Origin of the sequence: Ureibacillus endophyticus (assembly GCF_024159215.1) — a bacterium.
GTDB classification, from domain to species: domain Bacteria; phylum Bacillota; class Bacilli; order Bacillales_A; family Planococcaceae; genus Ureibacillus; species Ureibacillus endophyticus.
Genome location: NZ_JAMYWW010000001.1, coordinates 2,675,514 through 2,695,983, shown reverse-complemented (window position 1 = coordinate 2,695,983; position 20,470 = coordinate 2,675,514). Strand labels below are relative to the sequence as shown.

The window sequence follows — 20,470 nt, the reverse complement described above, 5'->3', positions numbered from 1 at the left end:
AACAAAATATAAAAAGCAGCATCTAAAAAATGATGCTGCTTTTTCAATGATTAACTATTATTCACTTGGTTGAAAACCTAATTTTTCTAATGTGGAGAAGATCGGTTGAATTTGAATATACCCTTCACCAACCACTTCATCATTAATTAGTACAAGAGGATAGAAAAATTCATCGTTTTGAATTCGTTCTGCCCATTCTTTGTCTCGTTCGTTTTCGGATGGTTGCTCGATATCCACGTAACGAATTGTGAATGGTTGGTTTGGATATTTACGGCTAATAGCTGCTTGTAACCATTCGTATGTATCTTTTGATGATGGTGCATTGACACAGCTTGCACAAATGATATCCGCTCCAAAAACTTCTATTATGGTATTATTTTCATTCATAGATTAACAACCTTTCATAACGGAATGATGGATTTTTTCGTTTCTTCACATTATAATAATTTTAATGAAAGGAGTCGAGAGAAATGACAGAATTAGAACAAAAACAACAAGTGCAAGAAGTTTTAGATAAATTACGCCCATTCCTACTTCGCGATGGTGGGGACTGTGAGTTAGTGGATGTTGAAGACGGTATCGTTCGCTTACGTCTATTAGGTGCATGTGGAAGCTGCCCAAGTTCTACAATTACATTAAAAGCTGGTATCGAGCGTGCATTATTAGAAGAAGTACCAGGTATTATTGAAGTTGAACAAGTATTCTAATTTATAGAATAATAAGGAGGCTGTGCAGAAATTTTTCTGCACAGCCTTTTCAATACAATCATTTTACTTCGATGCAATTTCACGTGATATTTCACGATCTTTTTTCACAATTTGCCATTGTTCTTTGGCCATATCAACAAGTTTTGCTTCTCCACCAGTACGTTGGCTTTCGATTACTTTTGAGAAGAAACGGGTAGAAGTATCCAAATCATTAATTCTTCGAGAAAGTTCTGCAATCATATACATAACACGAACTCCGGACATCTGGGTACTCGCATAATCTTCCGTAGAAAAAGAAGTTAAATATTGATCTCTTGCCATTTTCATAAATCGTTGTTCTTGTCCTTCATTTTTCAAGGAACGATATAACCAAGCGATACGCAGTGCAAGTCCAGCTACTGTAACGGATTTTTCTTTCTTATATACTCCGCAAATGTAAGCCAATTTATAAGCTTCGAGGGCTTGAAAGATTGTTCGTTCAGCGCCGAAGTTACGTGATATCCACTTATTTGTAATTTCTTCTTGGATTGTTTCACGTACGCCAGGTGCAAAATATTTTGTAAAGTCTTCGGTAAATGAAAAGCCGCAATGTTCACAGACAAAAACATTATAATATAATGCGTTAACAGCAGACTCAGCATACGTTGGGCAAAAATCAGTATCCGTATGTTCAACTTTTATGGCTTTTGTACGAATTTTTAACGTTGGAAATGTCTTTTTACAATAAATACAATCAATTTTCTTTTCATAAAATGGGGATACTTCCATAGTATCATACCTCTCTAGGTAATTTGGTTTACTCCGATTATAACAGTATTTTGTGAAAAAATGTAATTTAAGTTATCATTACCGTAAAAAGTTAAATGACTCGATACAAGCCGAAAACTTTACCTTTAGAAATCTGCTTGATATCATATAATAAGAAGAAGGAAGGTGAATGGGATGACAAGTGAGAAAAAGGTAATTGAATTAACAGAAGCTGCTGCTTTTCGTGTAAAAGAAATGCAACAACACAATGAAGAAGATGGTGCTTTTTTACGTGTTGCAGTGCATGGTGGTGGCTGTAGTGGGCTTTCTTATGGTATGAATTTTGATCGTAACCAAAACGAAGATGATTTTTCTGATGAACAGCATGGAATTAAAATTCTTGTTTCCCGTGAAGATGCACCAATTTTAATGGGAACAAAAATTGACTATAAGCAATCACTAATGGGCGGAGGTTTCACCATCGACAATCCAAACGCCATCGCATCATGTGGTTGTGGAACGTCCTTTAGAACGGCTAAAGTAGAAGGTACGCCTGAAGTTTGTGAGTAGGGTAGATTTTTATCAAAATATAAAAAACGCATTGAGAATATCAAGCACTCAATGCGTTTTCTTGTTCACTTTTTTACGATTTCTTGTTTCGTACCACCAAACACAAAGCATAAACCAGCTATAGCCAAGCATCCATCCTGCTAAAACATCCGATGCATAATGTCGTCCTTCTGTAATACGTGATGTACCAATTAAAAGTAATAAAATAATAGCAATGCCCCAGATGAATTGGGAAGCTTTTTTCGAGATAACCATTTTAGAAATGACATAAGCTATTGTTAATAAATACAACAATCCATGTACTGCATGGCCAGAGGGAAAGCTATAGGTTGAAAATTGATCTGGAATCTCCGGACGAGGTCGTTCGATTAAATGTTTTAAAAATTGATATAATCCATAGCCTAAACCAACCGTTAGAAAAACAAAAAGCATTAATTTTAAATCTTTTAATCGGACCCCAATGAAAATTAATAAAATCAAAGAAATAAAGAATATTACTTTTGTTTCGCCTAAATAATGAAACAGTGTTATAAAGTCAAGTCCGTATAATAAATTCGAAGCGTTTTTATCGAATGCTTCTATCACGGATGTATCATAGGTAAGCCATAATATACAAAATCCAATGAATGTGATGATTGCGATTATATAGGGCCATTTGTCCATGTTTACTCCTCAAGATTAATTCTATTGTAGAACGTTTCTTCAAAATTATTATTAGAATAGCGTGATAAGATTATGTATTAATAAATTAGAGTAGCGGCCTACATTCGTAGACCGCAAAGAACTTCAATATTTTTTCACAGCATGAAGAAAGTGAATCGTTTCAAATGCACTCAAATAATCTAAACGGTTTTTAAAGTATTGTTCATGAATAAGGGATGGCGATAAATGTTCGTAAATAAGTAGTCCGCAGCCTTCAAGAAATTGTTCTATTTCTTTATAAGTAAAGCAGGATTTCATTGGTTCTCCATTAATAGCTGCGATTTGGACCATACTCTGGACACGATTATATAATCCATTTATCTTAAACATTTCATTATCTCCATAATCCATTACAATTGAGCTACCTGGTGGAACGATGCTAAATAATTCTTTCAACATTTCGGCTAGTTCATCTTTCGTTAAATAATAGGATACACCTAGTAAACTAAAGAATGTTTTTTCCCTGTTAAAAATCCACAGTCTAGTAAACTTTGCGTATCGAAGCGTTTTGTGAAATCCATCGAAACAAAATGTAGGTTGTCTGGGACTGTGTAATTAGCATTTTCTATTCGAGTCTGTTTAAATTGTTGCGTTGCCGGATGATCGATCTCAAATATTTGTAGATGCTTATTTAATTCTGGGTGTCTTAAACCAAAAGTGTCTAAGCCTGCACCTAAAATAACATATTGTTCTACACCAAGTGTCAGTTCGTGTAAAAGTACATTATCACAATAGGCAGAGCGTGATAGGGTCGTTGGTGATAGTTGAACTTGGGTAAACCATTTTATTAATTCGGCTGGTTGTCTCTCGTACTTAGATGCGATATCTGGATTTAGTAAATGGACAGCCTTTATCAGGTTGTCACTAATTTCTCTAAATTCCTTGTCTGTAATTAAATCTATCGCTACTGAATCTTCATATATTTTCGGTGTATCATTTAGAAAGTGGTATGCTCGACCAAAAGCAGTCATTAAAGAAGTGATGCTAGATTGGTTGTGATCCAATGTATAAGTCCTCCAAAACAAAAAAAAGATTCCCTGGCCAGGAGAATCTTATTATATACTCTGATTTTAATATTGTAAAATATAGCATAAATAACTTTTTTTGTCAATTATTTTCACTCGTAATCTAAAAGGAATACGGATGGAGGATAATTTCCTGTAAAATAATCCATATGTAATTAATTTTTGAAATGGAAGAATAAGACATAGACTAGGAGGTATGAAATGAATAAAGATAGAGGAAAAGTGTGGCTTGGGGTTGCAGGCGTAGTTGTTAATCGTGAAGGAAAATGGCTTGTAGTAAACAAGACATATGGCGGATTAAAAGGAGTTTGGTCATTGCCAGCGGGTTTTGTCAATGTAGGAGAGACTGCAGATGAAGCAGTTGTTCGTGAAATCAAAGAAGAAACAGGGATTGATGTTGAAGTAACTGGATTAATTGGTTTACGGACAGGTGTTATTCGCAATGAAATCAGTGATAATATGGCAATTTTTTGTTGTAAGCAACAAGATGAACATCAACCGATTATTATACAAGAAGAGGAATTGTTTGATGCAAAGTGGATTACACTGGAAGAGATTGTGAATGAGATGAATGTTTCCGTCATGCTAAAAGAAATGGCTAGCCAAGAATTAATTTCTCATCAACTAAGTAAGGTGGAGGGAATAAATCCAGGAGATGTTTTTGAATATTCATCCTATAAACTTTTCTTCCATCGATAAGTGTCGAGAATTCCTAAATCCGTCATTTGAAACCTCCTACTATATCATGTAAACTAATGAGAGATAAATGGAGGTTATACATAAAATGGGTGGATCAGTTTCATTAGTGCAATTAATCATATCAATCGTTCTTTTCTTTGTTATGTTTTTTGGAATCGGTTTCTTACTAAACATGTTACTTCGAATGACATGGTTAATGGCAATAATTTATCCGGTTGTTGTGGTATTTATTATTGATGAAGTTAGCTTTTTAGATTATTTTTTTAAGGCTGGAACAGCATTTCCTGCATTACTAGATAAATTAGCTGCTCTAAAAGTAGTTGATATATCAATCTTAACAGGTGGTTTTGCAGGAGCGATTGTAGCTGGTATTGTCATGATCTACTTAAGAAAAGCTGGCTATCGAATGTTTTAATAAAGGAGGCGTCTGAAAAGTCATTTTGATATTATCCCCTTTAAGTAGACAATGTAAAAAAGGCTACGGTAATCTGTAGCTAACAGTCTATTTAGAGGGGATTTTTCTATGTCCAGAAAAAACAATACTTATTCAAATGATTTCAAATTACAAGTTGTTTTATCTTACTTAAATAGTGAAGATAGCTATGTAACAACTGCGAAAAAGTTTAACCTCCGAAGTAAAACTCAGGTGGAAAGATGGGTTCAAAAATATAAAGAAGTAGGTTCGATTGAAGCTTTTAACCGCCTACCTTCTTCAGGATCTGGCGCAAAAGGTGTGAAGAATCCCTTAAAAGGAAAACGTGTTCACTTTAATAGTGTAGAAGAAGAACGTGATTACTATAAAGCTCAGGTTGAATATTTAAAAAAGCAGTATCCAAATCTGTAAATGGAGGAATGCCAACTTATCCAGATCGTTATCAAATTATAGAGGAAATGAAAGATCGCTATCCTATTACGTGGCTGACTGAAATGGCAAAAGTAGAACGTTCAGGCTATTATAAGTGGATTAAAAACGGTAAGACATCATCCCGTAAACAAGCTGATATCGTGTTAAAGGAACACATTTTATCGATTCATCAGAAATATAAAATGTATGGTTATCCACGCATGAAAATTGCTTTACGGGAGAAAGGATTCCATGTGAATCATAAGAAAGTTTATCGATTAATGTGTGAACTCGGCATTCACTCGATTATCCGTAAAAAGCGTCGTGTATGGAAAAATCAGATGTCACGTGTATTTGATAATGTACTAAAGCGCCAATTTAACGAGCGAACAGAAAATGAAGTATTCGTCACTGATATCACATATTTACCAACGAAAAGTGGATTCCTCTACTTATCGGCTGTGCAAGATTTATATAACAACGAAATTGTCGCTTGGAAGATTAGCGAACGTAACGATTTAGAATTAGTGATGGATACGCTACAGGAATTGACGGCAAAAAGAAATGTGTATCGAAGCATTATTCACTCAGATCAAGGCTTCCAATACACATCCATTAAATATCATCAGACAGTTGAACAACTTGGCATGATTGGTAGTCATTCTCGCAAGGGAAACTGCCATGATAACGCATGTATCGAGTCATTCTTCTCGCACTTTAAAAGTGAGTGTTTGTATTTATTACATGATCATTCAGCAGATGAAGTGAGACAGGCTGTGGAGGAATACATTTACTTTTATAACTACCAACGCTTCCAAAAACGACTCAACCACCTGGCACCGATAGAATATCGACACCAGATGGCTGCTTAGTCTCTTTTAAAGCTGTCTACTTGACTGGGGTAAGTCCATTTTGAGACGTCTCCTTTTTTATTTTACAATTAAAGAATCACACTATAAAAAATAACAGAAATAAGTATACCCGTTAAAGCACCTGTTAATACTTCGCTTGGTTTATGACCGAGTAGGGTTTTTAGTTCTTGTATTTTTTCATTTTCATCTTTTTCTGGCCAATGTTTTACTTCACGGAAAAACAAAGCCAGTTCGTTTCGCATACGGTTTATGATGGCAGCGTGTTGGCCGGCTTGGTAACGCACTCCGCTTGCATCGTACATAACAATTCCAGCAAACATAGCGGCAATTGCGAAGGTAGGGGAATTCAGTCCGGTTTCAAATCCGACTGCAGTTGCTAAACTTGTTACAGCTGCCGAGTGAGAACTTGGCATTCCTCCAGTTGAGGTTAATAAAGACCAATCTAGTTTTTTTGAAACTAAAAAATGAATTGGGACTTTAACAAATTGTGCAAATAAAATAGAGAAGATAGATAAAATTAGTGGTGTATTTTGAAAAAGTGCCAAAATAATCATCCCTACCTTTCTTTTTCTATATCAAGTATAGCATAACCGATAACGACTAAATCAATGAATACAGCGTTAATAATACGAAATTTTCATGTTTTCGACTATAATATTCATATTGGAGGGATTACGTTGAAAATCGTAAAAGAAGCAAAAACATTTGAACAAGTAAACACTGAATTATTAATTGTAGGTGTCCAAAAAAATTGTGATCACATTAGTGGATGGAGTAAGTTCGTTTCATTCTATGGAGAAAGTTTAGAAGAATGGATTCGTTCAGGTGATATTAATACAGACCGTAAAAAGATGACGAAAATTCCTTATATCGGTTCGAACAAGAAATTAAAAAGAGTGCTATTTGTCGGTTTAGGAGACACAAAAACGTTAACTGAAAACCAGCTACGTGAAACATTTGGCTTAGTTGGAAAAGAACTTAGAAATTTAAAAGCATGTGAATTCACAATTTGGCTTGAATCATTTACTGCAAGCCCTATTGATGAGAACGATATTGCATATCTCTTTGCAGAAGGTGCGCGCTTAGGTTTCTATCAAATACCAAATTATAAAACAACATCTAATGAAATTGATTTGTATATGGATGCAGTACACTTTGTAACTGAAGCTGATATTGATGAAATTGCTGCAAGTTTTGAAGTTGGGAAAATTTATGCGGATGCTGTAAATGAGGCACGTAATTTAGTAAACTTACCACCTAATCTATTAACGGCTACGGAACTTGCCAATTATGCAGAAAAGTTAGCAAAGCAATATGATTTTGAAGTGGAAATATTAGATAAAGCCCAATTAGAAGAGCTGGGAATGGGCGGAATTTTAAGTGTTAATAAAGGATCGAAAGAAGAGCCACGTCTGATTACATTAAAATATCAAGCAACGGAAAAATGGGAAGGTGTCATAGGGTTAGTAGGGAAAGGTGTCACTTACGATACGGGTGGCTACTCTATTAAACCAAAAACAGGTATGGTAGGCATGAAAGGTGATATGGGTGGTGCCGCAGCAGTTCTAGGGGCTATGAAAATTATTGGTGAAATTCGACCAAACAAAAATGTTGTTGCTGTAATCGGTTCAACAGACAATATGATTTCAGGTGAAGCCTTTAAACCAGATGATGTCATCACAACATATAGTGGTAAAACCGTTGAAGTATTAAATACAGATGCAGAAGGTCGTCTCGTATTAGCTGATGCTGTAACGTATGCTCAGCAACAAGGGGCAAGTTCTTTAATTGATGTAGCAACTTTAACTGGTGGTGTTATTACAGCACTAGGATTTGATAAAACAGGTGCACTGACAAACAATGAAGCATTTTTCGATGCCTTCATTGAGGCAAGTATTGAAACAGGGGAATTTGTTTGGGGCATGCCTTTAACGGAAAATGATAAAAAGCGTATCCGAAAATCAGATGTTGCCGACTTAAATAATTCCCCAGGTAGGGACGGTCATATGATTTTTGGTGGAGGATTTGTCGGTGAATTCATTGAGAATATTCCTTGGATCCATTTAGACATTGCAGGTACATCCGACGCAAATCAAGCCCATGATTTAGGTCCAAAAGGTGGTACTGGGGTTATGGTAAGAACGTTAGCTACGTTTGTCGAACGATTAGGTGAAGCAGTACAATAATTGGACTTCTATATTAGTGATAACATTTCTAGGCGTTTTACCTAGATAACATTCCTTTTCTTTCATATGTTACATAAGAAAAGGAGGTTAAACATGGTTAATTATTATGGAGGATATGGTGGGTATGGCGGTTTTGGTGCATTTGGGTATCCATTTATTGGAGGATTTTTAGGTGGACTTTTAGGAAACGCGTTTTATCCAAATCGTTACCCGTATTATTATCAACCTTATCCATATTATTATCCAAGATATCATTATCCTCGCAGACGTGGACCTTATAGAAGATACTAAAAAAGAAAGCGCGATGAATTTCGCGCTTTCTTTTAACGTTTAAAGACCTTGTTCTTTTTTCATTCTTTCAACTTCTTCTTTTAAATCATCTCTTACTGTGCCAGACCATGGTTTTACTCCTGCCAAATAAGATGAGCGACTCATAATATGACCGCCAACTGGACCTGTAATGAATAGGAAAAGAATCCCTAACAGAATCCCTGGATTAAAATGATCTTCCTTTAGCCAAAAATGAAAAAATACGCCTAGCAGAATACACATAACCCCTAGAGTAGCACTTTTAGAAGCTGCATGTGTACGAGTGTAAAGGTCAGGTAACCGGTAAAGTCCGATTGCACTGACAACAATGAACAATAATCCACATGAAATGAAAAATACAATAAGTATGTTAGCGAGAATTGTCACGAGTAATAATATCTCCTTTCTCTATAAATTTAGAGAAGGCAATTGTTCCAATGAATGATAAAATCGCCAGTAAAAGAATGATTTCTAAAAAGAAGCTCGTTTCAACTACAATTGACAAAAGACCAACTAAAGATATTAGTGCAACACCAATTGCATCCAGTGCTACGACACGGTCAGAAGGATTCGGTCCTTTTACAAGGCGATACAGTAGTGCAATCATGGAAAGCACAATAATTAATACAGCAACCCATAGAAAATATGTCATGTACGGCTCACCTCCATGATGGCCTTTTCAAAGGAATTTTTAATGGAATCAATTGTAGAGTCAATATCATCACTATCGATTACATGAATAAATAGTGATTTTGAATCGTCTGAAACGTGAACTACCACTGTTCCTGGTGTTAATGTAATCAAACTTGATAATAGTGTAATTTCCCAATCTTGTGTTAGCTCTGTCTCATATTTAAAAAAAGCAGGTTGAAGTTCAAGTTTTGGTTTGATAACAAGCATTAATACTGATACATTCGCCAAAATTAATTCTTTTATAAAAAGGAATGCAAGTTTGATAGCTGCCCAAACACGATCAGTATAAAGACGAGATTTAAAGAAACGTCTCATTGCAATAATACATAATAAACCTAGTAAGTACCCGATAATAAATCGGGATAATGAATAGTTAGAGGATAAAAACATCCATAAAAATGCTAAAAATACATTTAGTAGAACTTGAAAGGACATTTAATTTCCTCCTTTCATTACTGCGTCTGTGTAGATGGATGGTTCAATTAAAATTTTTGCTGCATCCTCCATTAATGGAGTTAACCATTCTGTACCAACTCCATAAAGGATTGAAATAAATACTAATAACATAGTAGGGAAAAACATACGGTTATAAACTTTTTTATTCACCTGATTTGATACTTGTCCTTGTTCTCCCCAGAAAGCGTAAATAAAGATGCGCATGACAGAGAGTAAAACAACTAAACTTGACGCTAGTAATAATAGGCTCGTCCAGATATTGCCTGCTTGGAATCCACCTTGGACAATTAGTAGTTTCCCTACAAACCCACTTAATGGAGGGACACCAGCTAAACCGAAAGCTGCGATTAAGTAAAACCAACCTAATGCAGGATACGTTTTCATTAAGCCACCCATTTTTCGTAAATTTGTCGTACCCGTTACGTAGATGACAAGTCCAATTAACATAAAGAGAGCTGCTTTAATTATCATGTCATGAACTAGATAGAACATTGCTCCTTCTAAACCTATTTGGTTCATTTGAGCAACACCAAATAAAATAACCCCTACAGCAATGACGATATTATAAATGATGATTTGTTTAACATCGAAATGAGCAAGCGCTCCGATACAACCTGCGATGATCGTAATAATGGATAAAATTAATAATAGTTCATGCGTATATGCTAAATCATGAGTAAAGAATAATGTATATGTACGCATAATGGCATATACACCAACTTTAGTAAGTAAAGCACCAAATAATGCAAGTACAGGGATTGGTGGTGCCGAATATGCACTTGGTAACCAGAAATAAAGTGGGAAGATTGCCGCTTTCATCCCAAATACCATTAAGAACATAACCGCAATTACCGTAATAATCCCAGGCTGTTTAATTTCTGCAATCTTTAATGAAATATCTGCCATACTTAATGTACCGACTACTGAATAAAGAAACGCTACTGTAATAACAAATAAGGCAGAAGATAATACGTTCACTAAAATATATTTTATCGATTCACGTAGTTGCGCTTTTTCACCGCCAAGGACGATAAGTAAATAAGAAGCCATTAATAATACTTCAAAGAATACGAAAAGGTTAAAAATATCCCCTGTCGTAAATGCTCCATTCACCCCAGTAATAATAAACATAACCCCAGGATAATAGAAGAAGCGTTCTCTTTCTTTCCCAATTGATTCAAATCCATACCAAACAATGAAGAAAGCAAGTACTAGAGTTGTTGTTACGAGTAATGCAGAAACCATATCGGAAACCATCGTAATACCGAATGGTGCTGGCCAACTACCGAAAGTAACGGTTTGTGGTCCATCCAAATAAACTTTATACACTAATGACAGTGCACAAATTATCGCTAAGATTAATCCTAGCATTGTAATAATTCGTTGATAGGCTAATCTTTTCTGATTAAAAATTAAGAACATCCCAAAGAAGAAGGGGATGATGATCGGTAGTAAAAGGAAGTTATTCATGATCTTCACTTCCTTTCATTAATGTCATATCGTCTGTTTTTAATTCTTGATATGCGCGGTATGCCAATACTAAAAAGAATGCGGTTACACCGAAACTAATTACAATGGCAGTTAATATTAATGCTTGTGGAACTGGGTCCACGTAGTCTGTAACCCCTTCAGAAAGAACAGGTGGGGCACTTCCTTTAAAACTTCCCATTGTAAGGATAAGTAAATGTGCACCATGACTTAGTAGTCCTGTTCCGATAATAATCCGTAAAAGGCTACGAGATAATATTAAATAGATAGCTGCCATAAAGAGGAAGCCACAAACAAAAGCCATCAGTATTTCCATTATTCATCCTCCCCAATCGTTTGAATAATGGTCATCGTAACGCCAACAACAACCAAATAAACACCTAAGTCGAACAGTGCAGCCGTATGAAGTGATGTTTTACCAAGTAAAGGTAAATAAAAATAATCAAAGTAATGAGTAAAGAATGGTTTACCCATAAACATTGAGAAAGCTGCCGTTGCCCCAGCAATAATCAATCCTACAGCCACTAAGTAAATATAATTGATTGGAATGATGGATTGAACCGTTTTAATATCAAAGGCGATAATTAAAAGCACGATGGCACTGGCAGTTACTAATCCACCAACAAATCCTCCACCAGGTGTATAATGTCCTGCAAAGAAAATATGAACAGCATAGAAGAAAATCATGAAAAACACGATCTTAGCTGTAAATTGTAAGATGACATCATTTGTTTTCATAATTTCCCTCCCTTTTTGCTCATGCGAAGTTTAATCATTCCGTAAATTGCCATACCTGCGATTGCAAGTACTGTAATTTCAAATAGAGTATCGAAGCCACGATAGTCTACTAAGATAACGTTTACAATATTTCCACCGCCAGCAAGAGTATAAACAGTATCTTTATAGTATTGTGCGATAGATTCAATATATTTTTGTGAATGCGCAGATAGAGCAACTAATGTCACCATTACACCTACTGCAATTGAAACAAAGGCTCTTCCAAAACGGAAACGAGTACGTTCTTCTGCTTTTCGGAATTTCGGTAAATGATAGAAGGCTAAAAGGAATAACGCCACCGAAATCGTTTCAATAACAAGTTGAGTTAACGCTAAATCTGGTGCATTAAACATGACGAAGAATAATGACACCGTATATCCTACTGCACCTAATGCAACAATCGAAGTAATTCGGGATTTTGCAAAAACAGTAGTAATCGTACCAATAACTAACACTAATATTAAAAGAACTTGTGATGGACGTATTGGTGATGCACCTAAAAAGGAAACTTTAAAACCATCTTTAATAAATAAAGTCCCTATGACAATGATTGCAATACCAGTAAACATATAAGATAGATAGCCTCGAATTGAACCTGTCATATAAGTCTTAGAAAGGCGATTCATCCATTTATCACTAAATTCATAGACTATAAAATCATATAAATTATTTAAAGTTAATTTAGCTGGAAATGCATCATAGATTTTTTGCCATTTCGCTAGAATCATAAATAACACAAGGCCAACAACAATAATGCCAAGAGTCATGAATAGTTCTGGCGTAAATCCATGCCAAGCTGATACGTGAATATCAACCTGTTCTGGATTTGTATATAAGAAAGGTTGTATTGCGACAACAGCAGGTTTGACAAATGTGTCTGCAATAACATTTGGAATAAAGAATATGGCAATTACTAAGGAGGCTAAAATCACTGGTGAAATTAACATCCCAACTGGAGCTTCATGTGGTTTTTTAGGTAATGCCTCCAGCTTAATTTTTCCAGTAAACGTTCTAAATACAAAATAGAAACTGTAGATAAAGGTAAATACACTTGCAACCCAAGCGATTACAGGGAATAGAACGCCCCATGTTGTAAAGTTGAATAAATCAAATTCGGCAACAGAAAGCATTGCTGTTAAAAACATTTCTTTACTTAAAAATCCGTTAAATGGCGGTAATCCAGCCATAGAGAAGCTACCAATTAATGCTACTGTAAAACTAATAGGCATTAGACCCATTAATCCACCGAGTTTACGTATATCGCGGGTACCTGTTTCATGATCGACAATACCAGCAATCATAAACAGACTACCTTTAAACGTTGCATGGTTTATTAAATGGAAAATTGCCGCAAAAGCTGCATATTTAAATACAGTATCTTGTGCACCATTTACGTGATAGGCAATTGCTGATACACCTAATAACGACATAATTAAACCTAGTTGACTAACTGTTGAAAAGGCTAAAATTCCCTTTAGGTCGGTTTGTTTCACAGCAAAGAATGAACCCCAGAATAATGTCAATAATCCAATTCCAGCTACTAACCACACCCAAACTTCTGATAAAGCGAAAATTGGCGTAAAGCGGGCAACTAAGTAAATTCCGGCTTTAACCATTGTTGCAGAGTGTAAGTACGCACTTACAGGAGTAGGTGCTTCCATTGCATCTGGCAACCAAATATAGAACGGGAACTGAGCAGATTTCGTAAATGCCCCAAGTAAAATTAATATTAGTGCAATAACAAATGTATCGTTAGTTGCTAATTCAAGTGCTTGTTCAATTAATTCTCTAATGGAGAATGTTTCCCCCATAATCGATAGTAAAACGAATCCACCGAGCATCAACATCCCGCCGCCAACTGTAATAATGGTTGACTTTAATGCACCGAAACGGGATTTATCACGGTTAAACCAATAACCAATTAGTAAAAATGAGGAAATTGATGTTAGTTCCCAGAATAGATAGAGTGTTATCATATTATCTGATTGAACAACTCCAAGCATAGCAGTCATAAACATCAATAAGTAAATGTAAAAGTTATGCAATTGCTCTACTGTTCGATCTAAATAATAAATCGAATATAGTACTACAAGTGCCCCTATTCCAGAGATAAGTAAAGAGAATAATAAACTTAAACCATCCAGATAGGACACAAAGGATATTCCAAGCGATGGAATCCAATCTAACTGAGCTATTACGGTTTCACCTTTTGAAATCAACGGTACAAATGTAGCATAAAAGGTTACTAGAAAAAGTGGTACAATCAATACGAACCAACCAGTATGTATAGAGCGCACTTTTTTAAAGAAGAAAGGCATAAAAAGCGCAGCTAGGATTGGAATAAAAATACATAATACTTGAAACAAAATTTCCCCCTCCTTTTGTCAAAAAATTTAGATATATAAAAATACAACAGTCAATATTATATCATTTTCTATAGCGTTTTTCACTGCATAGGACCTTTTAGGTAAATCATAAGTTTACTAATTTGATTAAGAAATATGTTGAAATAATAAAATGAGGAAGTTGTTATGAAAAATCCATACTTATATGGCTATTTACCATTATTTACGATTTTACTATTTAGTTTGACCTTTGGAATTTATACGGTTGGAATCTCATTAGACTTTTTAACTTCAATTGGAATTTATTCAGGAATGCGAGAATTTCTAACAGATTTAGAATTACGGGTTTTGTTATTAATTGTATTTACTCTTTGTTTTTTTATGCTCTTTTCTGCATTGAAATTAATAGGGGAGACCATTCATGAAGTAGGGATGCTTTTATTCTCGAAGGATAACGAAGGAGAAACGATTAGTGCAGCGCGGGGTGGGTACGTAATACTCTTTTTCGGCTCTTTAGCATCTGCATTTGGTATCCAATCACTTACTGTATTAATGATTATTCTTGTTTTAACGGTACTCATTTATTTTGTATATAACATGTATAAAATGAGCCAATTTTTAACAATGTCTGGAACGGTGGGTCTAGTAATTTATGAAGTTCTGTTTTGGTCTATTTTTATTACCCTGATCATTTATGTTGTTTTAAAACTGTTTAACGGAGTATTAGCAAGTCTGCCGTTTGCTAATTAACAATTATGTTTGGGATATAATCAAAAAGGGCTTTAGATAAAATCTTAGAAAAATAAAAAGGAGGTGTCCGAAAAGTAATAACTCAAACTTCGCAGACTAAAATCGACAAATAAGCCTTGATATAGTTAGGCAGACCGTTAATCCACTGCTGTAGTTGACTTTTGATTAATTTTTGGATTGTTTTATTTGTCTTTTTTAGGGCATCTTCAAGAAGCTCGATTAATTGCTGTAACGCGACAGCCCAATCCAGTTCGTTGACTTCATCACATAATTCATAAAAAATGCCACCTAATGTTCGTTGATCGTTATGGCAACGATTTTGCCAGGACAAGACGATGTATCTGGAAAACACAACCGTTGTGTGGCTAATGAGTAAATCATACGATATGCCTTGAAATTCTTTCTGAAGGCGTAATAGGGATTTTGTCGTCTTGAAAAAGACTTCAATATCCCAACGCATGCCATAGATACGGACGATTTCTTGTTCAGAAAGCGTACAATCGGTGCTGAGAATCGCAAGCCATTCGCTCTTTTTATTGCGGTTTTGAATAAACACGACCTTTACTTGAATGCCATTTGCCATAGTAGTTTGAATCGATCGCATGATGCCTTTCTTGCCAGAAACAGGTGTGGCAACTTTGTATAGTTCTTTCAGAGATAGCCTTTGATCGTTCACCAAATAGCGTTGATTCGTTGCCTTCACCATGCCAATGACGTCAAGACCGAGTTCAACGATGGATTGAATAAGAGGTTGTTGCGTAAACCATGTATCCATTAACACATAATCAGCGGAAACACCTGCTTGTAATGCTCTTTCAAGCATACTGGGAATAACGGTAGGAGCAGATTCCAACGCTTCTACACGTCGTTTATAGCCGGAAGAACGCTTGTCAATATTCTCGGAAATCCCATTAATTTGTGCATTTTTTGAACTCAGTAACGTGAAGTCAAGTGGCATAAATGTAAAGCCATCCGACCAACCCAAAGTAAGCATACGAAACCCTTTATAGAAGCGTTTCGTTAAAGATGAATGATCCATACAACGCGCAAGAAGTTCTACCTTTTTACTCCGATTCCGATCAAACATAGAATCGTCAATGATCAACACTTTTGGACGCGTTACATCCGTCAGTTGATCGACCTTTTGAATGGCATGCACACTTAAATACGTTAAAAAGCGACGCCATGCAAACTTGGAATGATTCATGAAACGATAAACAGAGTCCTTTGCAGGGTAACGGTCTCCCTTCTTTGAATTTAAAAGGGTGAACCAACTCTTATGATGAAAGATTAAACAAAAAACAAGTTGAAACAAATAGGAAGTTGTAAAGCCAAACTTCTTAGTAATACCGGCTTTTCGAAGATGTTTCACGATCTCTAATTCACGAAACACAGATTTTAATTCTTTTGGTAGTTGATTATTTTGGTCATTATGCTCTATCATAATGGAAGCACCTCTTCTGTTTGGTAGTGTATTCTCGACAAATCCACTATACCAAAGAATGAGGTGTTTTTTGTATCTAAAAAAAGTATGTCAAGGTTCTTATTGAAATCGAGAAGAACCAAATAGCATCAACTATTGAACCTAATTATTTATGTGCGAAGTTTGAGGTAATAATTTTTTGGACACCTCTTTTCTTTCTTGATAAATATCTCTTATGAATTATTGTTCCTGAGGTGTTGTCACCATCCTCGTCACAAAGGAGCTGTCTCAAAATGAGTTTTCAGACACTCCTTTTTTATGATTAAATTTTATCTAATTTGCCTCTTTTCGTTTAGAAGTAGATTTAAGTTGTTCGGAGTGGAGGCCGCGACTCCTGCGGGAACAGCACGAGCCGAAAATCCATTTTTGCCGGCTTTAGCTGGCAAAAATTAGTTGAGGTCGTGCCCGCGGAAAGCGCCGGCCGGAACGGAGAACAACGTTTTCCTAGAATTCATAAAGGAACCATTTTATTACCATATTTTAATTAGAAAAGTGAAATATCAATTCATAATAGTATTAAAAATAGAAAAATGTATTTTATCGTCTTCTAAATCTTGCATGGAGCGGGGTTTGTCGTAACCAATCCAAACAGCTGAAGTATATTCATTGGTTAAACCCGCTAACCAAAAGTCTCGATAGTCATTTGTTGTACCGGTTTTAGCCCCCACATAGGAGGAATTTGCCCAGATACCTCTACCTGTCCCGCTTGTAATCACATCATGTAAAAGTGAGCGAATATATTTTACCGTTTGATTAGACCATATTGTTTCACTTTCTTCTGGCCAGCTGTAAAGTATATTTCCATGTTTATCTTTCACATTTCGAATACTATGAACGGGTTTATAAGTGCCATCGATGAAACTTGTATAGGCATCTGCCATTTCTAATGTCGTTACGCCATAAGTAAGTCCACCTAGAGATGCAGAATAGGTTTTATCTTGATCAGTGATTGAATTAAAATTGAATTTCTCAATATATTCAAATCCTTTATCAACCCCGATTTGATGGAATAGACGCAATGCCGAAGTGTTGTAACTATATTTAAATGCAGTACGTATTGAGACAGTACCATAAACCCCACCACCATAATTTTGAGGACAGAAATTACCAACGCAATAATGTCCGCCACTAACGCTCGAGTCTGGTGAGTAGTTTGTAGTTTCGAAAAGTGGGGCATACACAATTAACGGTTTAAATGCTGAACCTGGTTGTCTAACTCCTTGATAGGCACGATGGAAATCATACTTTTTATAGTTTTTACCACCATATAAACTAATAATCTCCCGTGTCGTATTATCAACAACAACAGCACTTGCTTGTAGCGAGCCGGCACCTAAAATAGAATTAATTTTCTGTTCGTCCTTTTCTTGCTTCTCAGGCTCTAAAGCAGTTTCAATCATTATTCCCGATTCTAATAGATCATTAATTTTTTGTTCAATTTGACTTTGAATAATCTGTTTTTCTTCTTTTGTTTTTGCATTGGCTAGCTTTTCTTTAAAACCATCATTTTGTGCAACAAGGGATTTAAGTTCTTCTAAAACATATGTACTGTAGGTAGGATATTTTTGAATTTTCCTTTTTAGATTTAAAGATATTTTTTCTTGTTTGTACGCTTCTGCTTCATCTTTAGATATCACATCGTGTTCAGCTAAAATATCGAGTAATCTTTCTTGTCGCGCCTTTGTATTTTCAAAATTATTTACAGGATCATATAGTGATGGATTATTTGGTATTGCTGCGATGAAAGCCATTTGTGGTATTGTTAGCTGGGCTAATGGTTTTTGAAAATAATAGGTTGCAGCTGCACCAATCCCATATACTTGATTGTTAAAATAAATTTCGTTTAAGTACATTTCAAGAATTTCTTTTTTGTCATACAATTGTTCAAGCTCATAAGCATAAAACAACTCTGTTAATTTTCGTTCGTATGTTTTTTCTTCTGATAAATAGCGCATACGTACAAGTTGTTGGGTAATTGTACTACCACCTTGTTCAAGGGATTGCTCAGAAGAGTTGACAACGATTGCCCGGGTAATGGCACTTAAGTTAAATCCAATATGGTTAAAAAACTCCTGGTCTTCACTAAGTAAAAAGATTTGCTTTACCACCTCGGGTACGTCATCTAATTTTATTGGTTGTCTCCATTCAACATATTCTTCACTAAAAATTTGACCGTTCCGATCAACCATAGTTACAGGTAACTGACTTTCCAACGTTGGAAGTTGTATTTGCTCTTGTATTCGTTCTTCATGAGCTTTTACTACAGTAACCTCATCCCATATTTCACGCCCAAGTAAAAATAAAAGGGGAAAAGAACACAAAATGAGTAGAAAACCTACTACTTGTTTCATTTTTATTTCCTCCAAACATGGTCCTTTTAGAAGAATAGCATAGAATTTGAGTGATTGGAGCATGTCTGAAGTATTAAAAACGGAAATTTATGGACGATGGAAAATTACACATGATCTTTTAATACATCATCGAAATCCTTTCTTGGTCTTTTTTGGATGATAAATACAATTAAAGCACCAATTAAAAATAAAAGAGCAGTTGCAAAGAATACGGATGATATTGAAGCAAGAGCACTTATAAATCCACCTAATACCGGACCAATGATATTTCCTAAAAATCTGAAACTTTGATTGTAACCCATGATCTCACCTTGTACTTCAATCGGTGCTTCTCGACGAATTAAAGCAGTGATGATTGGACTTAGACCACCTGAAAATATACCAAACAAAAACCTTAATACGACCAACTGCCAAAGAGAAGTAACAAAAGCTTGTGGAATGATACAAAGAACACTAATAAATAAAAGGATAGTTAATACTTTTTCATAGCCTAATTCATCTGCTAATTTTCCAAAAAATCGGCCAATTAAAAGATTACCCACTCCTGCAGCGCTAAACGTGATACCTGCTAGTAATGCGACTTGATTGCTTGTTGTTAAGTGAGAAACATATAGGGAAAGTAGAGGTTGTATACTAAAGTTGCCAATTTGAATTAAGGATGTTACAAACATGATATTTAACATTAAAGGATGATGGAAAATGGCCCAAATCACATTTTTCCTAGAATAAATACTATTTTTCGCTTTTCGTTGAATTTTTGGTTCATGAATGCCAAATATGATAATGATTGCTGCGATGGAAATGGTAGAAGCAGTAAGAATAAATGTATAACTAAATCCAACAGCATCTGCTAACAAACCACCTAATACAGGACCGAAAAGTGTACCGCCTACGCTACCCATTTGGAGTGTACCAAGTGTTTTACCAGCAATATTTTTGGGTGTATGTTTACTAATAAATGCCATAGATGTTGGAATGAAACCAGTCACTATTCCCATAAATAAACGAAGTAAGAAAAATTGAACTACATTTTGCACATGTCCCATGAGAAAGATACTGATGGCTATACCGAAACAGTTTATAATCATAATGGGTTTATAACCGTACTTATCTGCAACACGTCCCCATATCGGAGACATTATAAACGCTGAAACAAATGTTGCGCCGAAAATAAGTCCAGCCCACCTTTGTACATAACTTTCTGTGAAGTTGCCCAATGTTTCGATATATAGAGATAAAAAGGGCATAATCATTGTCATAGAGCCTGCAACAATAAAATTTGATATTAAAATAATGATAAAATTATGTTTACGGTTCGACAAAATAAATCACTTTCTTCCTAGACTTTTGGAATTTCTATTATCAAGTATACCCCAAATTATATATACAAAAAGCGATGACACCTTATTAGTAATTATTAAGGCTTCTATGGTAAACTGTTACGAGGTATAGATGTATTTACAACA

At 35.3% G+C, this 20,470-nt stretch carries 23 protein-coding genes and 1 pseudogene; 9 read left to right on the top strand and 15 right to left on the bottom strand.

Annotated features, from left to right (window positions below; translation table 11 throughout):
* Nucleotides 1-57: 57 nt before the first annotated feature.
* Nucleotides 58-387 (bottom strand): YuzD family protein, encoded by a 330-nt coding sequence (locus NKR20_RS13360; RefSeq protein ID WP_121214229.1) that lies wholly within the window; start codon nucleotides 385-387, stop codon nucleotides 58-60.
* 83 nt (nucleotides 388-470) lie between these two features.
* Here NKR20_RS13360 and NKR20_RS13355 point away from each other — a divergent pair, with 83 nt between their 5' ends.
* Nucleotides 471-707, top strand: coding sequence for a NifU family protein (locus tag NKR20_RS13355; RefSeq protein WP_036186915.1), 237 nt, complete (start codon nucleotides 471-473; stop codon nucleotides 705-707).
* A 63-nt stretch (nucleotides 708-770) separates the two neighbouring features.
* Here NKR20_RS13355 and NKR20_RS13350 read toward each other — a convergent pair whose 3' ends face one another.
* Nucleotides 771-1,475 (bottom strand): DUF2225 domain-containing protein, encoded by a 705-nt coding sequence (locus tag NKR20_RS13350; protein WP_121214228.1) that lies wholly within the window; start codon nucleotides 1,473-1,475, stop codon nucleotides 771-773.
* Between the two features lie 174 nt (nucleotides 1,476-1,649).
* Here NKR20_RS13350 and NKR20_RS13345 point away from each other — a divergent pair, with 174 nt between their 5' ends.
* Nucleotides 1,650-2,024 carry a HesB/IscA family protein gene (locus NKR20_RS13345; RefSeq protein ID WP_121214227.1) on the top strand — a complete coding sequence of 125 codons (375 nt, stop codon included), beginning with the start codon at nucleotides 1,650-1,652 and terminating at the stop codon, nucleotides 2,022-2,024.
* Nucleotides 2,025-2,072: 48 nt separating this feature from the next.
* Here NKR20_RS13345 and NKR20_RS13340 read toward each other — a convergent pair whose 3' ends face one another.
* Both NKR20_RS13340 and NKR20_RS13335 read right to left on the bottom strand, forming a co-directional pair.
* Nucleotides 2,073-2,687 carry a phosphatase PAP2 family protein gene (locus NKR20_RS13340; protein ID WP_121214226.1) on the bottom strand — a complete coding sequence of 205 codons (615 nt, stop codon included), beginning with the start codon at nucleotides 2,685-2,687 and terminating at the stop codon, nucleotides 2,073-2,075.
* 123 nt (nucleotides 2,688-2,810) lie between these two features.
* Nucleotides 2,811-3,730, bottom strand: a pseudogene (locus NKR20_RS13335) (class I SAM-dependent methyltransferase).
* A 222-nt stretch (nucleotides 3,731-3,952) separates the two neighbouring features.
* Here NKR20_RS13335 and NKR20_RS13330 point away from each other — a divergent pair.
* The 4 genes from NKR20_RS13330 (at nucleotide 3,953) to NKR20_RS13315 (ending at nucleotide 6,166) form a co-directional block, all read left to right on the top strand.
* A complete protein-coding gene (locus NKR20_RS13330; protein WP_121214225.1) occupies nucleotides 3,953-4,450 on the top strand; it encodes an NUDIX domain-containing protein in 498 nt (165 codons plus the stop codon).
* An 85-nt stretch (nucleotides 4,451-4,535) separates the two neighbouring features.
* A complete protein-coding gene (locus tag NKR20_RS13325) occupies nucleotides 4,536-4,865 on the top strand; it encodes a YuiB family protein (protein ID WP_121214224.1) in 330 nt (109 codons plus the stop codon).
* A gap of 108 nt (nucleotides 4,866-4,973) precedes the next feature.
* A complete protein-coding gene (locus NKR20_RS13320; protein ID WP_121216062.1) occupies nucleotides 4,974-5,294 on the top strand; it encodes a helix-turn-helix domain-containing protein in 321 nt (106 codons plus the stop codon).
* Between the two features lie 8 nt (nucleotides 5,295-5,302).
* On the top strand, nucleotides 5,303-6,166 hold the full coding sequence (locus NKR20_RS13315) for an IS3 family transposase (RefSeq protein ID WP_121216063.1): 864 nt from the start codon (nucleotides 5,303-5,305) through the stop codon (nucleotides 6,164-6,166).
* Between the two features lie 68 nt (nucleotides 6,167-6,234).
* Here the strand turns inward: NKR20_RS13315 and NKR20_RS13310 are convergent, their stop codons facing one another.
* Entirely contained in the window at nucleotides 6,235-6,711 is a 477-nt protein-coding gene (locus NKR20_RS13310) for a divergent PAP2 family protein (protein WP_211330995.1), read from the bottom strand.
* A gap of 132 nt (nucleotides 6,712-6,843) precedes the next feature.
* Between NKR20_RS13310 and NKR20_RS13305 the strand changes: the two genes are divergently transcribed.
* Together NKR20_RS13305 and NKR20_RS13300 are read left to right on the top strand one after the other, a co-directional pair.
* Nucleotides 6,844-8,352, top strand: a complete 1,509-nt coding sequence (locus NKR20_RS13305) for a leucyl aminopeptidase (protein WP_121215906.1) — start codon at nucleotides 6,844-6,846, stop codon at nucleotides 8,350-8,352.
* A gap of 93 nt (nucleotides 8,353-8,445) precedes the next feature.
* Entirely contained in the window at nucleotides 8,446-8,643 is a 198-nt protein-coding gene (locus NKR20_RS13300) for a hypothetical protein (RefSeq protein WP_121215907.1), read from the top strand.
* Nucleotides 8,644-8,682: 39 nt separating this feature from the next.
* On the opposite strand, the gene mnhG is transcribed toward NKR20_RS13300, so the two are convergent.
* The 7 genes from mnhG to NKR20_RS13265 are packed head-to-tail and all read right to left on the bottom strand — an operon-like array spanning nucleotide 8,683 to nucleotide 14,393.
* On the bottom strand, nucleotides 8,683-9,048 hold the full coding sequence (mnhG, locus tag NKR20_RS13295; RefSeq protein WP_121215908.1) for a monovalent cation/H(+) antiporter subunit G: 366 nt from the start codon (nucleotides 9,046-9,048) through the stop codon (nucleotides 8,683-8,685).
* A complete protein-coding gene (locus NKR20_RS13290) occupies nucleotides 9,032-9,313 on the bottom strand; it encodes a Na(+)/H(+) antiporter subunit F1 (RefSeq protein WP_121215909.1) in 282 nt (93 codons plus the stop codon). Before NKR20_RS13290 ends, mnhG begins: the two co-directional genes overlap by 17 nt.
* On the bottom strand, nucleotides 9,310-9,789 hold the full coding sequence (locus NKR20_RS13285) for a Na+/H+ antiporter subunit E (RefSeq protein WP_121215910.1): 480 nt from the start codon (nucleotides 9,787-9,789) through the stop codon (nucleotides 9,310-9,312). The genes NKR20_RS13290 and NKR20_RS13285 overlap by 4 nt, the downstream gene beginning before the upstream one ends.
* Nucleotides 9,790-11,280: a Na+/H+ antiporter subunit D gene (locus NKR20_RS13280; protein WP_121215911.1), complete on the bottom strand. Its 1,491-nt coding sequence runs from the start codon at nucleotides 11,278-11,280 to the stop codon at nucleotides 9,790-9,792.
* Nucleotides 11,273-11,614, bottom strand: a complete 342-nt coding sequence (locus tag NKR20_RS13275) for a Na(+)/H(+) antiporter subunit C (RefSeq protein WP_121215912.1) — start codon at nucleotides 11,612-11,614, stop codon at nucleotides 11,273-11,275. Before NKR20_RS13275 ends, NKR20_RS13280 begins: the two co-directional genes overlap by 8 nt.
* Nucleotides 11,614-12,036: a Na(+)/H(+) antiporter subunit B gene (locus NKR20_RS13270; protein ID WP_121215913.1), complete on the bottom strand. Its 423-nt coding sequence runs from the start codon at nucleotides 12,034-12,036 to the stop codon at nucleotides 11,614-11,616. Before NKR20_RS13270 ends, NKR20_RS13275 begins: the two co-directional genes overlap by 1 nt.
* Nucleotides 12,033-14,393 carry a Na+/H+ antiporter subunit A gene (locus NKR20_RS13265; RefSeq protein ID WP_253428139.1) on the bottom strand — a complete coding sequence of 787 codons (2,361 nt, stop codon included), beginning with the start codon at nucleotides 14,391-14,393 and terminating at the stop codon, nucleotides 12,033-12,035. The genes NKR20_RS13270 and NKR20_RS13265 overlap by 4 nt, the downstream gene beginning before the upstream one ends.
* Nucleotides 14,394-14,606: 213 nt before the next feature.
* Between NKR20_RS13265 and NKR20_RS13260 the strand changes: the two genes are divergently transcribed.
* A complete protein-coding gene (locus NKR20_RS13260) occupies nucleotides 14,607-15,170 on the top strand; it encodes a DUF5366 family protein (protein ID WP_253427012.1) in 564 nt (187 codons plus the stop codon).
* Nucleotides 15,171-15,252: 82 nt separating this feature from the next.
* On the opposite strand, the gene NKR20_RS13255 is transcribed toward NKR20_RS13260, so the two are convergent.
* The 3 genes from NKR20_RS13255 to NKR20_RS13245 all read right to left on the bottom strand — a co-directional run bounded on the left by NKR20_RS13255 (nucleotide 15,253) and on the right by NKR20_RS13245 (nucleotide 20,326).
* Nucleotides 15,253-16,614, bottom strand: coding sequence for an IS4 family transposase (locus tag NKR20_RS13255; RefSeq protein WP_121215386.1), 1,362 nt, complete (start codon nucleotides 16,612-16,614; stop codon nucleotides 15,253-15,255).
* 539 nt (nucleotides 16,615-17,153) lie between these two features.
* Nucleotides 17,154-19,004: a transglycosylase domain-containing protein gene (locus NKR20_RS13250; RefSeq protein WP_253427011.1), complete on the bottom strand. Its 1,851-nt coding sequence runs from the start codon at nucleotides 19,002-19,004 to the stop codon at nucleotides 17,154-17,156.
* A gap of 104 nt (nucleotides 19,005-19,108) precedes the next feature.
* Entirely contained in the window at nucleotides 19,109-20,326 is a 1,218-nt protein-coding gene (locus tag NKR20_RS13245; RefSeq protein WP_253427010.1) for an MFS transporter, read from the bottom strand.
* Between the last annotated feature and the right edge of the window lie 144 nt (nucleotides 20,327-20,470).